Source organism: Amycolatopsis orientalis, assembly GCF_000943515.2.
Classification (GTDB): domain Bacteria; phylum Actinomycetota; class Actinomycetes; order Mycobacteriales; family Pseudonocardiaceae; genus Amycolatopsis; species Amycolatopsis orientalis.
The window spans coordinates 8,465,058-8,477,302 of record NZ_CP016174.1 but is presented as its reverse complement, the minus strand read 5'-3'; the positions used below and the strand labels follow the sequence as shown (position 1 = coordinate 8,477,302).

The following is a 12,245-nucleotide window of genomic DNA, read 5'->3' as shown; positions in this document are numbered from 1 at the left end:
TTTCACTATATAGGAGGACTATCCCATATAGTGAAACGGTGGCGATGATGGCGCAGGTCGTGGACGTGGGGATCGGCGGAAAACGACGCTGGCTCATCCTCGCGCTCGGCCTCGCCGCGCAGACCGCGAGCTGTTCGTTCCTCTATGGGATCCCGTTCCTGGTGCCGTCCATGCAGCGTGCGGAGGGGCTCACGCTGGCGGAGGCGGGAACGGTGGTGGCGGCACCGAGTCTTGGCCTGTTGTTCACGTTGATCTTGTGGGGTGCGGCGGCCGACCGTTACGGAGAGCGTTTGGTGATGGCCACAGGGCTGGGTGCCTCGGGGTTACTCCTCGTGTACGCGGCCCTCGGTGATCACTCGCTCGGGGTGCTCTTTGGGGTATTCCTGCTCGCCGGTGCCTGCACCGCGTCAGTGAACGCCGCGAGCGGCCGGGCCGTCCTCGGCTGGTTCGGCCCGGCCGAACGCGGCTTCGCGATGGGTGTCCGCCAGACGGCCCAGCCGCTCGGCGTGGGTGTCGCCGCCTTCGGTCTCCCGCCGCTCGCGGATCGCTGGGGCTTCCAGGTCTCGCTGATGCTGCCCGCGCTGGCCGCGATCGTCGTCGCGCTGCTCGTCGCCTGGCTCCTGATCGACCCGCCGCGTCCGGAGACCGGACCCGTGACGGGCGGGAAGCCGCCGTCGCCGTACCGCAAGCCGGCGTTGTGGCGGGTCCACGGCGCGAGCGCGCTGCTGGTGGTCCCGCAGTTCACGGTTTCCGCGTTCACGCCGGTGTACCTGGTGACCATGCACCACTGGACGGCGGCGTCGGCGGGCTTGTTCGTCGGCGGCGTGCAGATCCTCGGCGCGGTGGGCAGGCTCGTTTCCGGCCACTGGTCCGACCGCGTCGGCAGCAGGCTGCGGCCGATGCGGCAGCTGGCCGTCGCGAGCGCCGCGGTGATGCTCCTGGTCGCGCTCGGGGACGCGACCTGGCCGTGGCTGGTGCTGCTCGCGCTCGTGCTGGCCGCGGTGATCACCGTGTCCGACAACGGGCTCGGCTTCACCGCCTCGGCGGAGATGGCCGGGCTCGCGTGGGCCGGGCGGGCGATGGGCACGCAGAACACCGGCCAGAACATCGCCGCCGCACTGACCCCGCCGATGCTGGGGCTCGTGATCGGCGATTCGCGGTACGCGCTGGCCTTCTGCGTGGCGGCGGTCTTCCCGGCCCTCGCGATCGCCCTCGTGCCCGTCAAGCAGGAGAACCCTCAAGTGTTATGAACGGGACTTTCATTGCAAAATTTGCAATGAAAGTCCCGTTCATAACATCCCGTAGGTGGCCTAGACGACCGTGAGGCGGTTCTCGAAGGTCTCGACGAGCTTGCGCCACTCGGACTGCTCGGCGTCGAACGGAGCACTCGGCTCGAGGCGCGAGGGGTCCGGCCGCAGCACGAACGACACCAGCCAGCCGAGGCTCTCGTTGGCGGCCAGCGCGGTTTCGACGCTGTCGTCCTCGGCCCACTCGGCGGCGTCGGTGATCAGCTCGACGGCCAGCTCGAGCTGGGTCGGGTCGATCGCCTCGGGGCCCTCGGCGATGTCGTCGGCGATCCCCGTCAGCACGTACGTGTTCTCGGTGTCGACCTCGATCTCGAGTTCGCCCGCGGTGGCCTTCGTGGTCACCTCGTCCCAAGTGGACACTTGGGCGAGGTCGTTGTCCGCCAGTTCCTTGCCGTCCGCGATGGCGCGGATGAGCGCCTTCTCGGAGGTGAAGACGTCGATCTCGCCCTCGCTGCCGAGGAAGATCGGCTTGTCGTCGAGGTAGCAGCGCAGCGTGTAGTACTCGGCGCCGGAGGTGATGATCTTGATCGGGTCGATGCCGACCTCGCCCCAGAAACCGACGGGCTCGTCGTCTTCCTCGTCCTCGTCGACGTCTTCGAGATCCTCGTCGACATCGGCGGCGGCTTCGGCTTCGGCGGATTCCGCGAGGAAGGTCGCGAGTTCCTCCGCCGTCTGCTCCAGCACCTTCTCGTCGACGTCCGGAGCGGTCACCAGACCGTCGATCGCGTCGAGCACGATGTCCCACTTCTCGGAGACGGCCTCGGACAGATCCGCCCACAGGCGCTCACCGTCGCGGCCGGAGAAGGGCAGCGTGCCCTGATCCAGGAGCGAGAAGCTCTCGTGCGCGTCGAGGACCTCGTGGACTTCGTCGAGTTCACACACGTCCGCGAGCGAACGCACGATGCCGATGATCTCGGCCAGCTCGCCGAGCGTCCACTGGTCCGGCTTCTCGGCCACCAGCTCCGGGACGCCGACCAGGTCGTAGGTGTGGTCGTCGTCCGGGATCAGCTCGGGCACGTTCAGCGCGGGCACGACGTCCCACGCGGGGTGGTCGAGCAGGTCGTGCTGCTCCGAGGTCCGAACGAACGCGGCGAGGTGCGCGGCGTCCGGGAAGGCGTACAGGTCCTCCTCGTCGCCGAGGAAGGCTTCCCACTCCTCGCCGTCCTCCCGCCAGCGCGGCGCCCAGAGAGTGACGACGTCACCCTGTGGCAGGCCGAGTTCGATCGGGATGATGTCCTGTGCCATTCCTTAGCCCTCTCGGATTACCGCCTGTGTGCGCGCGACCGGGCGATGCTTGCCCGATAGGTGCGCGGTACCGCGAAGCCTACGGGTTTCCGGCGAAGGGCGCGATCACCCCTCGGCAAGAAGCGACCAACGGATGGCACGATAGGTCCTCTGATGACTCTTACAGACCTCCTGCCTGCGGATCCCGATCCCGACTCGCTGTTCGAAGCCTTCTCCACCTGGACGGCCGAGCGCGGGCTCGAGCTGTACCCCGCGCAGGAGGAGGCCATCATCGAAGTGGTCTCCGGGGCGAACCTGATCCTGTCGACCCCGACGGGGTCGGGGAAGAGCCTGGTCGCCGTCGGGGCGCACTTCACCGCGCTCGCGCACGGCCGCCGCAGCTACTACACGGCGCCGATCAAGGCGCTGGTCTCGGAGAAGTTCTTCCAGCTCATCGAGATCTTCGGCGCGGAGAACGTCGGCATGATGACCGGCGATTCGAGTGTGAACGCCGACGCGCCGATCATCTGCTGCACCGCGGAAATCCTGGCGAACATGGCGTTGCGGTTCGGTGCCGACGCGCCGGTCGGCCAGGTCGTGGCCGACGAGTTCCACTTCTACTCGGAGCCGGACCGCGGCTGGGCCTGGCAGGTGCCGCTGCTGGAACTGCCGAAGGCGCAGTTCGTGCTGATGTCGGCGACGCTCGGCGACGTCTCGTTCTTCGAAAAAGATCTCACCCGCCGGACCGGCCGCCCGACCGCGGTGGTCACCTCGGCGCAGCGGCCGGTGCCGCTCACCTTCCGCTACGCGCTCACGCCGTTGCACGAGACGATGTCCGAGCTGCTCCACGGTGGCCAGTCGCCGGTCTACGTCGTGCACTTCTCGCAGGCCGCGGCGATCGAGCGCGCGCAGACGCTGATGAGCATCAACGTCACCACCAAGGCGGAGAAGGAGGCCATCGCCGAGATGCTCGGCGACTTCCGCTTCGCGGCCGGGTTCGGGAAGACCCTCTCGCGGCTGGTCCGGCACGGTATCGGCGTACACCACGCCGGCATGCTGCCGAAGTACCGGCGCCTGGTCGAGCAGCTCGCGCAAGCCGGGCTGCTGAAGGTGATCTGCGGTACCGACACCCTGGGCGTCGGCATCAACGTACCGATCCGCACTGTGGTCTTCTCCGCGCTGACGAAGTACGACGGCGTGCGGCAACGGCATCTGAAGGCGCGTGAGTTCCACCAGATCGCCGGACGCGCGGGGCGGGCGGGCTACGACACCGACGGCTACGTCGTCGTGCAGGCGCCGGACCACGTCGTCGAGAACGCCAAGGCGCTGGAGAGGGCGGGCGACGATCCCAAGAAGAAAAAGAAGATCGTCCGCAAGAAGGCGCCCGAAGGGTTCGTCAACTGGACGGAGAGCACCTTCGACCGGCTGATCGCCGCCGAGCCGGAACCGCTCACGTCGAGTTTCCACGTCAGCCACTCGATGCTGCTGAACGTCGTCTCCCGGCCGGGCAACGCGTTCGACTCGATGCGGCATCTGCTGGAGGACAACCATTCCGACCGCGCGACCCAGCGGAAGCTGATCCTGCGCGCGATCGCGATCTACCGCGCGCTGCTCGCGGCCGGTGTGGTGGAACGGCTCGACGAACCCGACGAGCAGGGCCGGATCGTGCGGCTCACCGTCGACCTGCAGTTCGACTTCGCGCTGAACCAGCCGCTCTCCCCGTTCGCGCTGGCCGCGATCGAACTCCTCGACGTCGAATCGCCGTCGTATCCGCTCGATGTCGTGTCCATTGTGGAATCCACAGTGGACAACCCGAGGCCGGTCCTCTCGCAGCAGCAGTTCAAGGCGCGCGGCGAGGCCGTGCAGGCGATGAAGGCCGAGGGCATCGAATACGACGAGCGGATGGAACTGCTCGAAAACGTCACGTATCCGAAGCCGCTGGAGGACTTGCTGGAGGCGGCGTATTCCCGCTACCGGCAAGGTCATCCGTGGGTCGACGACTACGAGCTGAAGCCGAAGTCCGTGGTGCGCGACATGTACGAGCGCGCGATGAACTTCGTGGAGTACATCGGGTTCTACCAGCTCGCCCGCTCGGAAGGGCTGGTGCTGCGGTATCTCACCGACACCTACGACTCACTCCGGCACACGGTCCCCGACGAGGCCAAGACCGAGGCGTTGCAGGATCTCATCGAATGGCTGGGCGAACTGGTGCGCCAGGTCGACTCCAGTCTCCTCGACGAGTGGGAAGCCTTGCGGCATCCCGAAGAGGAAGGTCCGGTTTCGGCAAGGCCGCCGTCCGAGCCGCCAGGGGTCACCCGGAACGAGCGGGCCTTCCGGGTCCTCGTGCGGAACGAGCTGTTCCGCCGGGTCGAGCTGGCGTCGCGGCGTTCCTATCACACGCTCGGCGAACTGGACGCCGCGTCGGGCTGGGACGCGGACGCGTGGGAAGACGCCATCGAGGACTACTTCGACGAGCACGAAACCCTCGGCATCGGTCCGGACGCGCGCGGGCCGCAGCTGTTGATCATCGAGAAGGAGACGGAGATCTGGCGGGTGCGGCAGATCTTCGACGATCCGGCGGGCGACCACGACTGGGGCATCAGCGCCGAGGTCGACCTGGCGGCGTCGGACGAAGCCGGGTCGGCGGTCATCCGGGTCACCGCGGTGGACCGGCTCTGACGCGTTCAGGTGGCGGGCACCGGCGCGGTCCGGCGACGGGACTCCCGGCGCCGCCCCGTCAGCCGCACGATCAGCGCGATCAGCGAGAGCGCGGGTAGCGGGAACCCCAGGATCAGGCCCATCGTGATGTCGGCGAGGGGCGCCGCGACGGCGCTGACGAACACCCACGTCGGCGCCGTCGGCAGCTTCGCGCCGGTGCGGACCTTGCCCCACGGTTTCGCGACCGAGAGCCAGGCCTGGAACGCGATCGCGCTCGCCATCAGCGCGGTGCCGGTGACCTGGGCCAGCGGTACGGGGTCGGGGTCGCCCGCCCGCGCCGCCACGACGGAATCCTGAAGGGCACCCGAAAGCAGGAAGATCCCGGCGTAGAGCTGGACGAGCGTGATCACGAACTTGGCCAGTACCCACCAGTGCCGGTAGAAACCCCAGGCGGTCGACGCCGCGAGCATGAACCCGGTGAAGGCCGACGCGTTGGCGAGCGGGGCCAGCAGAAGGGTGTCGATCTCGTGCGCCATCGACGTCGCGGCGATCCGCGTCGCGCCGTCGGCGGCGGTGCGGCTGACCATCAGGAGGGCGAACAGGGCCAGCGCCTGCCCCATCCAGCCCACCGAGGTGATGACGTGCAGCCACACCGTCGCCTGCCGCCAGCGTTGTGACGTTTTCTTTTTCACGCCGGACAGGTTCGCCCGGCCACCCGGCCGGGCGCATCGGGGACGACCCTGAAATCAGACCGGAAGGGGCGGGAAGCAGGCCTGGGCGTCGTGGCCGTCGAACCACAGCCCGACCATGAACGCCATGGTCGCCTCCATGAGTCCCGCCCGGTCCAGTCCGCCGGCCGCCAGCGGTGTGCAGCCGAGGTCGCGGACGAGTTCGCTCACCGTGGCGACCCCTTCCGGCGAACCGCAGAGCGGCACGGCCAGCGGGCGGCCGCCGAACACCGGGGGAGTCATCCGCCAGACTTCCACCGGGCACAGGTTGAACGCCTTGACCACGTGGGCGCCCTTCGCCGCGAGCGCGATCCGGGCGGCCTGGTCCGGCACCGTGAGCACGGCGCCCGGGGCGACCGCGTTGGTGCAGTCGACCAGGGTCTTCCCGGCGAGATCCCCCGCCGCCGCGACGACTTCCGCCACCGAGGCGGCGGGGACGGCGAGCAGGATCACGTCGCTGGCACGAGCGGTTTCCGCCCACGTTCCCACTCGTGCGGAGATCTTGGCCGCCTTGGCCCGGTCGCGGGCGGCGACCATCACCTCGTGCCCGGCCGCCGTCCACTGGCCGCCGAGCGCCTCCGCCATCCCGCCCGCCCCGAAAACGCCGATACGCATGTGCCGCTCCTTAAGATCGAGTTACCACCCGACCGTAGAAAGCGGCGTGGATACCAAGTGGTTACCGGAGGTCCCATGAACGACGTCTTCCTCGCCGACTGCCGGGCCCGGCTGGCGTTCGACCTGATGGCGAACACGTGGAATCCCGTCGTGCTCTGGGCCTTGCGGGACGGCGCGCTGCGGCCGGCCGAGTTGCGGCGACGGCTCGGCGGGATCTCGACGAAGGTGCTCACGGAGACGGTCCGCCGCCTGGAGTTCAACGGCCTGGTCAGCAGGCGTGACTGTGGACGGACGGCGAAGGTCGAGTACTCGCTGACGGACCTCGGGACCAGCCTCCTGGGGCCTATCGAAGCCTTCGGCGAGTGGGCGTTCCGGCACGGTGACGAGGTGATGGCTGCCCAGGACCGTGTGGTGGGTCTCGTGAGTGGCAATGAGGGTTAGAACCGTCATTACCACTCACGAGCCGAGTCAGGAAAGCGGGCGGGCCTCGGCCAGTTCGAGGAGCGGGATGGCCGCGGCGGCGTCGGTGATCAGGGTCGAGACCATGCCGGAGCGGAGGACGGCGTCGATCGCTTCGGCCTTCGGTGCCGTGTAGCCCAGCGCGATCACCTCGGGGACCGCCAGCAGGTCCTCGGCGCTGATGGCCAGCACGTGGTGGGCGAGTCCCGTCGACATCGGTGTCCCGTCGGCGTCGAACAGGCGCGCGGAGACCTCCGCCTTGGCACCGCGTTTCGCGATCGCGATCCGCTCCGGTTCGTCGAGCGCGTCGTAGACCGTCGATTCCTCGGGTTTCCACGCGCCGATGCTGACCACCGCCTTGGTCAGGTTCTTGAACTGCCCGAACGTCTCCGCGATACCGGGCTGCCTGCGCAGCGTCTCGGTGGTGCGACGGTCCGGGAGGACGAGCGGACCGAAGATCGGGTACGCCTGTCCACCGGAGACGGACGCGACTCGGCTGACGGTCTCCACCGACCGGTCCCGCATGTCCATCCCCGCCTGCACTCCGCACAGCTGCACGACCGGGCATTTCGGCAACGACCGGATGGCGTCGGTCATCGCGTTCACGGACCGTGCCCAGGCCAGGCCGAGGACGTCGCCGGGAGTGATGATCTCGGTCAGCAGCCGGGCCGCGAGCGTGCCGATCTTTCGCCGGGCCACTTCCCGCGATTCCGGCTCAGCCGCTCGTTCGAGCACGAGGACCCTGTCCAGCCGGTACGCGGTCCGGACCTCTTCGGACAGCGCCAGATCCACCGGCGCGGGAAGGTGGAACTCGACCTTGACGATGCCGCTTTCCCTGGCTGTGTCGAGCATCCGGGCGACCTTGAACCGGCTGATGCCGAATTCGTCGGCGATCTCGAGTTTCGAGGCGCCCTGCTCGTAGAAGCGCCGGGCCACCGCGGCCAGGCGTAACGACTCCACCAGGCCGGGACCCTGTTTATTCGCGCTCATATGAGCACTATAACGCGAAATCAACCCGAAAGGTTGACGTAACAACAGCGAAAAGTTCACCATGCCTGAACATGCAGTCCGAAGCATAGGCCCGTCCCGCTCATTTGAGCGGAGAAGAGGAGCTGGCATGCGTGCCGCGATCGTGGACAAGCCCGGGGAGATCAGGGTCGGCGAGGTACCCGACCCGAAACCGGGCGATCGCCAGGTCGTCGTCAAGGTGGGTGCCTGCGGGATCTGCGGCACCGACCTCCACATCGCCGACGGGCATTTCCCGCCGACGCCCTATCCGATCGTCCCCGGCCACGAGTTCGCCGGCGAGATCGTCGAACTCGGCGCGGACGTGCCGGGCGGCTGGAAGATCGGCGATCGCGTCGCCGTCGACCCGTCCTTGTTCTGCGGCTACTGCAAGCCCTGCCGGACCGGCCGCGGCAACCTCTGCGAGAACTGGAACGCGACCGGCGACACCGTGAACGGCGCTTTCGCCGAGTACGTCGCCGTTCCGTCCGCCAACTGCTACCGGATGCCGGACACGATGACCTGGGAACAGGGCGCGCTCGTCGAACCGGTCTCTTGCGCCGTCCATGGCGTACGCCGGATCGGCGTCGAGGCGGGGGAGCGGTTCCTCGTCGTGGGCGCGGGCACGATGGGTCTGGTCATGCAGCAGCTGCTGCAGCGCGCGGGCGCCCACGTCACGGTGGTCGATCGCAACACCGCCCGCCTCGGCCGGGCCATGGACCTCGGCGCGGTCGCGGTCGCGGGTGACGTGAAGGACCTGGACGACGAGAAGTTCGACGCCGCCGCGGACTGCACCGGCGCCGCACCCGCCATCGAAGCCGCTTTCGACTCGCTCCAGCGCGGAGGCCGTCTGCTGGTCTTCGGGGTCGCGCCCGCCGAAGCCCGCGTCGCGCTTTCGCCCTTCCGGATCTACAACGACGAGATCACCGTCGTCGGCTCGATGGCCGTCATGAACAGCTTCGGTGCCGCGCTCGACCTGGTCGCCGACGGCGCCATCGACACCGGCGCCCTGCTCACTGACACTCTGCCGCTGGAGCGGTACCCCGACGCGCTCGCCCTCATGCGCAGCGGCGCCGGACTGAAGGTCCAGGTGTTACCGGGAGGCGAAAGTGCGTAAAACCGCCGCTCTGCTCGCGGTTCTCCTGCTGACGCTGACCGGATGCGCCGGTGCGGGCGCGCTCGGGACCGGCGACCGGACGCTCGTCGTCGCGATCGTCGCGAACCCGCAGATGAAGGATGCCATCGCACTCTCGGGCGAGTTCGAGAAGGCCAACCCGGGCGTCACGCTTAAATTCGTTTCGCTGCCCGAAAACCAGGCACGCGCGAAGATCACCGCGTCGACGGCCACCGAAGGCGGCGAGTTCGACGTCGTCATGATCAGCAACTACGAGGCGCCGCAGTGGGCCGCGAACGGCTGGCTCGAAAACCTCGATCCGCATCTCGCGGCGAACCCCTCCTACGATGCCGGTGACTTCATCCCGAGTATCAAGGAATCCTTGTCGCACAACGGATCGCTCTACGCTTTGCCGTTCTACGGCGAGTCGTCGTTCCTGGCCTACCGCAAGGATCTCTTCGAGCAGGCCGGACTCACCATGCCCGCCAGGCCGACGTGGTCGCAGATCGCGGAGTTCGCCGCGAAACTCGACGACAAGGCCAAAGGCGTCGCCGGGATCTGTCTGCGCGGGAAGCCCGGCTGGGGCGAGAGCCTCGCCCCGTTCACCACGGTCGCCAACACCTTCGGCGCGCAGTGGTTCGACAAGGACTGGAACGCGAAGCTGACCAGCCCCGAGTTCAAAGCGGCCGCCGAGTTCTACGTGAACCTCGTGCGGAACCACGGCGAGGTCGGCGCGTCGAGCGCGGGCTTCTCCGAATGCGGCACGCGGTACACCCAAGGCCAGGCAGCCATGTGGTACGACGCCACGGTCATGGCGGGTACGAACGAGGACCCGTCGGCCAGCAAGGTCGTCGGGAAGTCCGGTTACGCCCCGGCCCCGGTGGAGAAGACGCAGTCGAGCGGGTGGCTCTACACCTGGGCGCTGGCGATCCCCAAGGTCGCCAAAGACAAGGACGCCGCCTTCAAGTTCATGGCCTGGATGACCGACAAGGCGTACGTGCGGCGGGTCGCCCAGGAGTTCGGCGACTGGAACCGCGTCCCGCCGGGCGTGCGGAAGTCGACCTACGACATCCCCCAGTACCGCGAAGCCGCCAAGGCGTACGCGCAGCCGACGCTGGACGGGATCGCGGACGCAGACCAGCGGAAGGCGATGGCGAATCCGGTGCCCTACCCCGGCATCCAGTTCGTCGGCATCCCCGAGTTCCAGGATCTCGGCACCCGGGTGAGCCAGCAGCTTTCGGCGGCGATCGCGGGTCAGATCACCGTGGACGAAGCACTGAAGCAGTCGCAGGAGTACGCGCAGACCGTCGGCAAGTCCTATCAGGAGGCGCAGTGATGTCCACGATCTCCGCTCCTGCCCGCCCCGAACCCGCCCACGCCAGGAAGGCGCCGCCGAAACGCGGTACCGATACGCCGTTCAAACGACGGCTGCCGTTGTTGCCAGCGTTGCTGTTCGTCGTCGCCGTGACCCAGTTGCCGTTCCTGCTGACGGTGTTCTACTCGTTCCAGTCGTGGAACCTGGTCCGGCCGGGTTCGCGGCATTTCGTCGGGCTGCGGAACTACATCGACGTCTTCGCCGACTCGACGTTCCTCGGCGCGTTGCTGAACACCGTCGTGCTCACGGTCGTCTGCGTCTTCGTCTCGCTGCTGCTCGGCCTGGGGCTGGCGATCCTGCTGGACCGCAAGTTCCTCGGCCGCGGAGTGGTCCGGACGCTGCTGATCACGCCGTTCCTGATCCTGCCCGCGGCGGGCGCGCTGCTGTGGAAGACGACGATGTTCGACCCGACCTACGGGTTGCTGCACTTCGTCTTCGGCACGGACGTCGACTGGCTTTCGGAATTCCCGCTGGCCGCCGTGATGGCCCAGGTCGTCTGGCAGTGGACGCCGTTCATGATGCTGCTGATCCTGGCCGGACTGCAGAGCCAGCCCAAGGACGTGCTGGAGGCCGCGGCCGTCGACGGGGCGGGCCGCTGGCGGACGTTCACCTCGATCACGTTGCCGCATCTGAGCCGGTTCCTGCAGCTGGCGACGCTGCTGGGCGCGATCTACATCGTGAACAGTTTCGACGCGATCTTCCTGATGACACAGGGAGGGCCGGGTACGGCCAGCACCAACCTGCCCTTCTACATCTATCAGCGGGCGTTCCAGGGTTTCGACATCGGGCAGTCGTCGGCGATGGGCGTCATCGTGGTGATCCTGACGATGATCGTCGCGACCTTCGCGCTGCGCCTGATGTTCCGCACGTTCTCGGTCCAGGGAGGCGCGAAATGAAAAGCCGCTTCGGCCCGGGCGCGCTGACGGTCGCGACCTGGGTGATCGCGATCCTGTTCGTGTTCCCGCTGCTGTGGATGATCCTCACGGCCTTCAAACAGGAGGCCGACGCCTACACCGATCCGCCGCGTCTGGTCTTCTCGCCGACCCTCGACCAGTTCGCCGGCGTCCTCGAACGCGGCTTCCTGCCGTACCTGTCGAACTCCGCGTTCGTCACCATCGTGTCGACGGTTTTCGTGCTGCTGCTGGGCATCCCGGCGGCGTACGCGCTTTCGCTGGCGCCGGTGAAGGGGACGAGCAACGCGCTCGGCTTCTTCCTCTCGACGAAGATGCTGCCGATCGTGGCGGCGATCATCCCGCTGTACGTGATCTCGCAGAACACCCGGCTGCTGGACAACGTCTGGGCGCTGATCATCCTGTACACCTCGATGAACCTGCCGCTGGCCATCTGGATGATGCGGTCGTTCTTCCTGGAGGTGCCGCACGAGATGATCGAAGCCGCCCGGATCGACGGCGCGACCCTGCCGGTGCTGCTGCGGAAGATCATCATGCCGGTCGTCGCGCCGGGGGTGGCCGCGACCGCGCTGATCTGCGTGATCTTCTCGTGGACCGAGTTCTTCTACTCGGTCAACCTCACCGCCGCGCGGGCCGGGACGGTGCCGGTGTTCCTGGTCGGGTTCATCACCAGTGAGGGCCTGTACTGGGCGCAGCTGTCCGCGGCCGCGCTGCTGGCGTCGCTGCCGGTGATGATCGTCGGCTGGATCGCGCAGAACCATCTCGTCCGCGGCCTGTCCATGGGCGCGGTCAAGTAGTGGGTCGTGAGTGGTAATGAGGGTTAGAACCCTCATTACCACTCACGAGCCC

General features: G+C 67.8%; 11 protein-coding genes. 7 read left to right on the top strand and 4 right to left on the bottom strand.

What is annotated here, in order from left to right; all coding sequences use genetic code 11:
* The first annotated feature begins 47 nt into the window (after window positions 1-47).
* Window positions 48-1,250: an MFS transporter gene (locus tag SD37_RS36895; protein ID WP_044854753.1), complete on the top strand. Its 1,203-nt coding sequence runs from the start codon at window positions 48-50 to the stop codon at window positions 1,248-1,250.
* Between the two features lie 60 nt (window positions 1,251-1,310).
* Here SD37_RS36895 and SD37_RS36890 read toward each other — a convergent pair whose 3' ends face one another.
* Window positions 1,311-2,552: a hypothetical protein gene (locus SD37_RS36890; protein ID WP_037315797.1), complete on the bottom strand. Its 1,242-nt coding sequence runs from the start codon at window positions 2,550-2,552 to the stop codon at window positions 1,311-1,313.
* 153 nt (window positions 2,553-2,705) lie between these two features.
* On the opposite strand from SD37_RS36890, the gene SD37_RS36885 reads away from it, so the two are divergent.
* Window positions 2,706-5,210 carry a DEAD/DEAH box helicase gene (locus SD37_RS36885; protein WP_044854478.1) on the top strand — a complete coding sequence of 835 codons (2,505 nt, stop codon included), beginning with the start codon at window positions 2,706-2,708 and terminating at the stop codon, window positions 5,208-5,210.
* A 5-nt stretch (window positions 5,211-5,215) separates the two neighbouring features.
* Here the strand turns inward: SD37_RS36885 and SD37_RS36880 are convergent, their stop codons facing one another.
* On the bottom strand, window positions 5,216-5,881 hold the full coding sequence (locus tag SD37_RS36880) for a hypothetical protein (protein WP_044854479.1): 666 nt from the start codon (window positions 5,879-5,881) through the stop codon (window positions 5,216-5,218).
* Between the two features lie 54 nt (window positions 5,882-5,935).
* Window positions 5,936-6,532 carry an NADPH-dependent F420 reductase gene (locus SD37_RS36875; RefSeq protein WP_044854480.1) on the bottom strand — a complete coding sequence of 199 codons (597 nt, stop codon included), beginning with the start codon at window positions 6,530-6,532 and terminating at the stop codon, window positions 5,936-5,938.
* A 75-nt stretch (window positions 6,533-6,607) separates the two neighbouring features.
* Here SD37_RS36875 and SD37_RS36870 point away from each other — a divergent pair, with 75 nt between their 5' ends.
* Window positions 6,608-6,973 carry a winged helix-turn-helix transcriptional regulator gene (locus tag SD37_RS36870; protein WP_044854481.1) on the top strand — a complete coding sequence of 122 codons (366 nt, stop codon included), beginning with the start codon at window positions 6,608-6,610 and terminating at the stop codon, window positions 6,971-6,973.
* Window positions 6,974-7,000: 27 nt separating this feature from the next.
* On the opposite strand, the gene SD37_RS36865 is transcribed toward SD37_RS36870, so the two are convergent.
* A complete protein-coding gene (locus SD37_RS36865) occupies window positions 7,001-7,981 on the bottom strand; it encodes a sugar-binding transcriptional regulator (protein WP_044854482.1) in 981 nt (326 codons plus the stop codon).
* 127 nt (window positions 7,982-8,108) lie between these two features.
* Here SD37_RS36865 and SD37_RS36860 point away from each other — a divergent pair, with 127 nt between their 5' ends.
* Genes SD37_RS36860 through SD37_RS36845 form a run of 4 tightly spaced genes read left to right on the top strand, consistent with a single transcriptional unit; the run spans window position 8,109 to window position 12,193 of the window.
* Complete coding sequence (locus SD37_RS36860) at window positions 8,109-9,113, top strand: zinc-dependent alcohol dehydrogenase family protein (RefSeq protein ID WP_037315817.1); 1,005 nt, start codon at window positions 8,109-8,111, stop codon at window positions 9,111-9,113.
* Window positions 9,106-10,446 (top strand): ABC transporter substrate-binding protein, encoded by a 1,341-nt coding sequence (locus SD37_RS36855; RefSeq protein ID WP_044854483.1) that lies wholly within the window; start codon window positions 9,106-9,108, stop codon window positions 10,444-10,446. Before SD37_RS36860 ends, SD37_RS36855 begins: the two co-directional genes overlap by 8 nt.
* Entirely contained in the window at window positions 10,446-11,381 is a 936-nt protein-coding gene (locus SD37_RS36850; protein ID WP_044854484.1) for a carbohydrate ABC transporter permease, read from the top strand. The genes SD37_RS36855 and SD37_RS36850 overlap by 1 nt, the downstream gene beginning before the upstream one ends.
* The gene (locus SD37_RS36845) at window positions 11,378-12,193 is read left to right on the top strand and encodes a carbohydrate ABC transporter permease (RefSeq protein WP_044854485.1); all 816 of its coding nucleotides are present in this window, start codon (window positions 11,378-11,380) and stop codon (window positions 12,191-12,193) included. The genes SD37_RS36850 and SD37_RS36845 overlap by 4 nt, the downstream gene beginning before the upstream one ends.
* Window positions 12,194-12,245 lie beyond the last annotated feature (52 nt).

Excerpts from the sequence above, each read along its gene's own strand:
- SD37_RS36895 (WP_044854753.1), top strand. The coding sequence starts at position 48 with ATGGCGCAGGTCGTGGACGTGGGGATCGGCGGAAAACGACGCTGGCTC.
- SD37_RS36890 (WP_037315797.1), bottom strand. The coding sequence starts at position 2,552 with ATGGCACAGGACATCATCCCGATCGAACTCGGCCTGCCACAGGGTGAC.
- SD37_RS36885 (WP_044854478.1), top strand. The coding sequence starts at position 2,706 with ATGACTCTTACAGACCTCCTGCCTGCGGATCCCGATCCCGACTCGCTG.
- SD37_RS36875 (WP_044854480.1), bottom strand. The coding sequence starts at position 6,532 with ATGCGTATCGGCGTTTTCGGGGCGGGCGGGATGGCGGAGGCGCTCGGC.
- SD37_RS36870 (WP_044854481.1), top strand. The coding sequence starts at position 6,608 with ATGAACGACGTCTTCCTCGCCGACTGCCGGGCCCGGCTGGCGTTCGAC.
- SD37_RS36865 (WP_044854482.1), bottom strand. The coding sequence starts at position 7,981 with ATGAGCGCGAATAAACAGGGTCCCGGCCTGGTGGAGTCGTTACGCCTG.
- SD37_RS36860 (WP_037315817.1), top strand. The coding sequence starts at position 8,109 with ATGCGTGCCGCGATCGTGGACAAGCCCGGGGAGATCAGGGTCGGCGAG.
- SD37_RS36850 (WP_044854484.1), top strand. The coding sequence starts at position 10,446 with ATGTCCACGATCTCCGCTCCTGCCCGCCCCGAACCCGCCCACGCCAGG.
- SD37_RS36845 (WP_044854485.1), top strand. The coding sequence starts at position 11,378 with ATGAAAAGCCGCTTCGGCCCGGGCGCGCTGACGGTCGCGACCTGGGTG.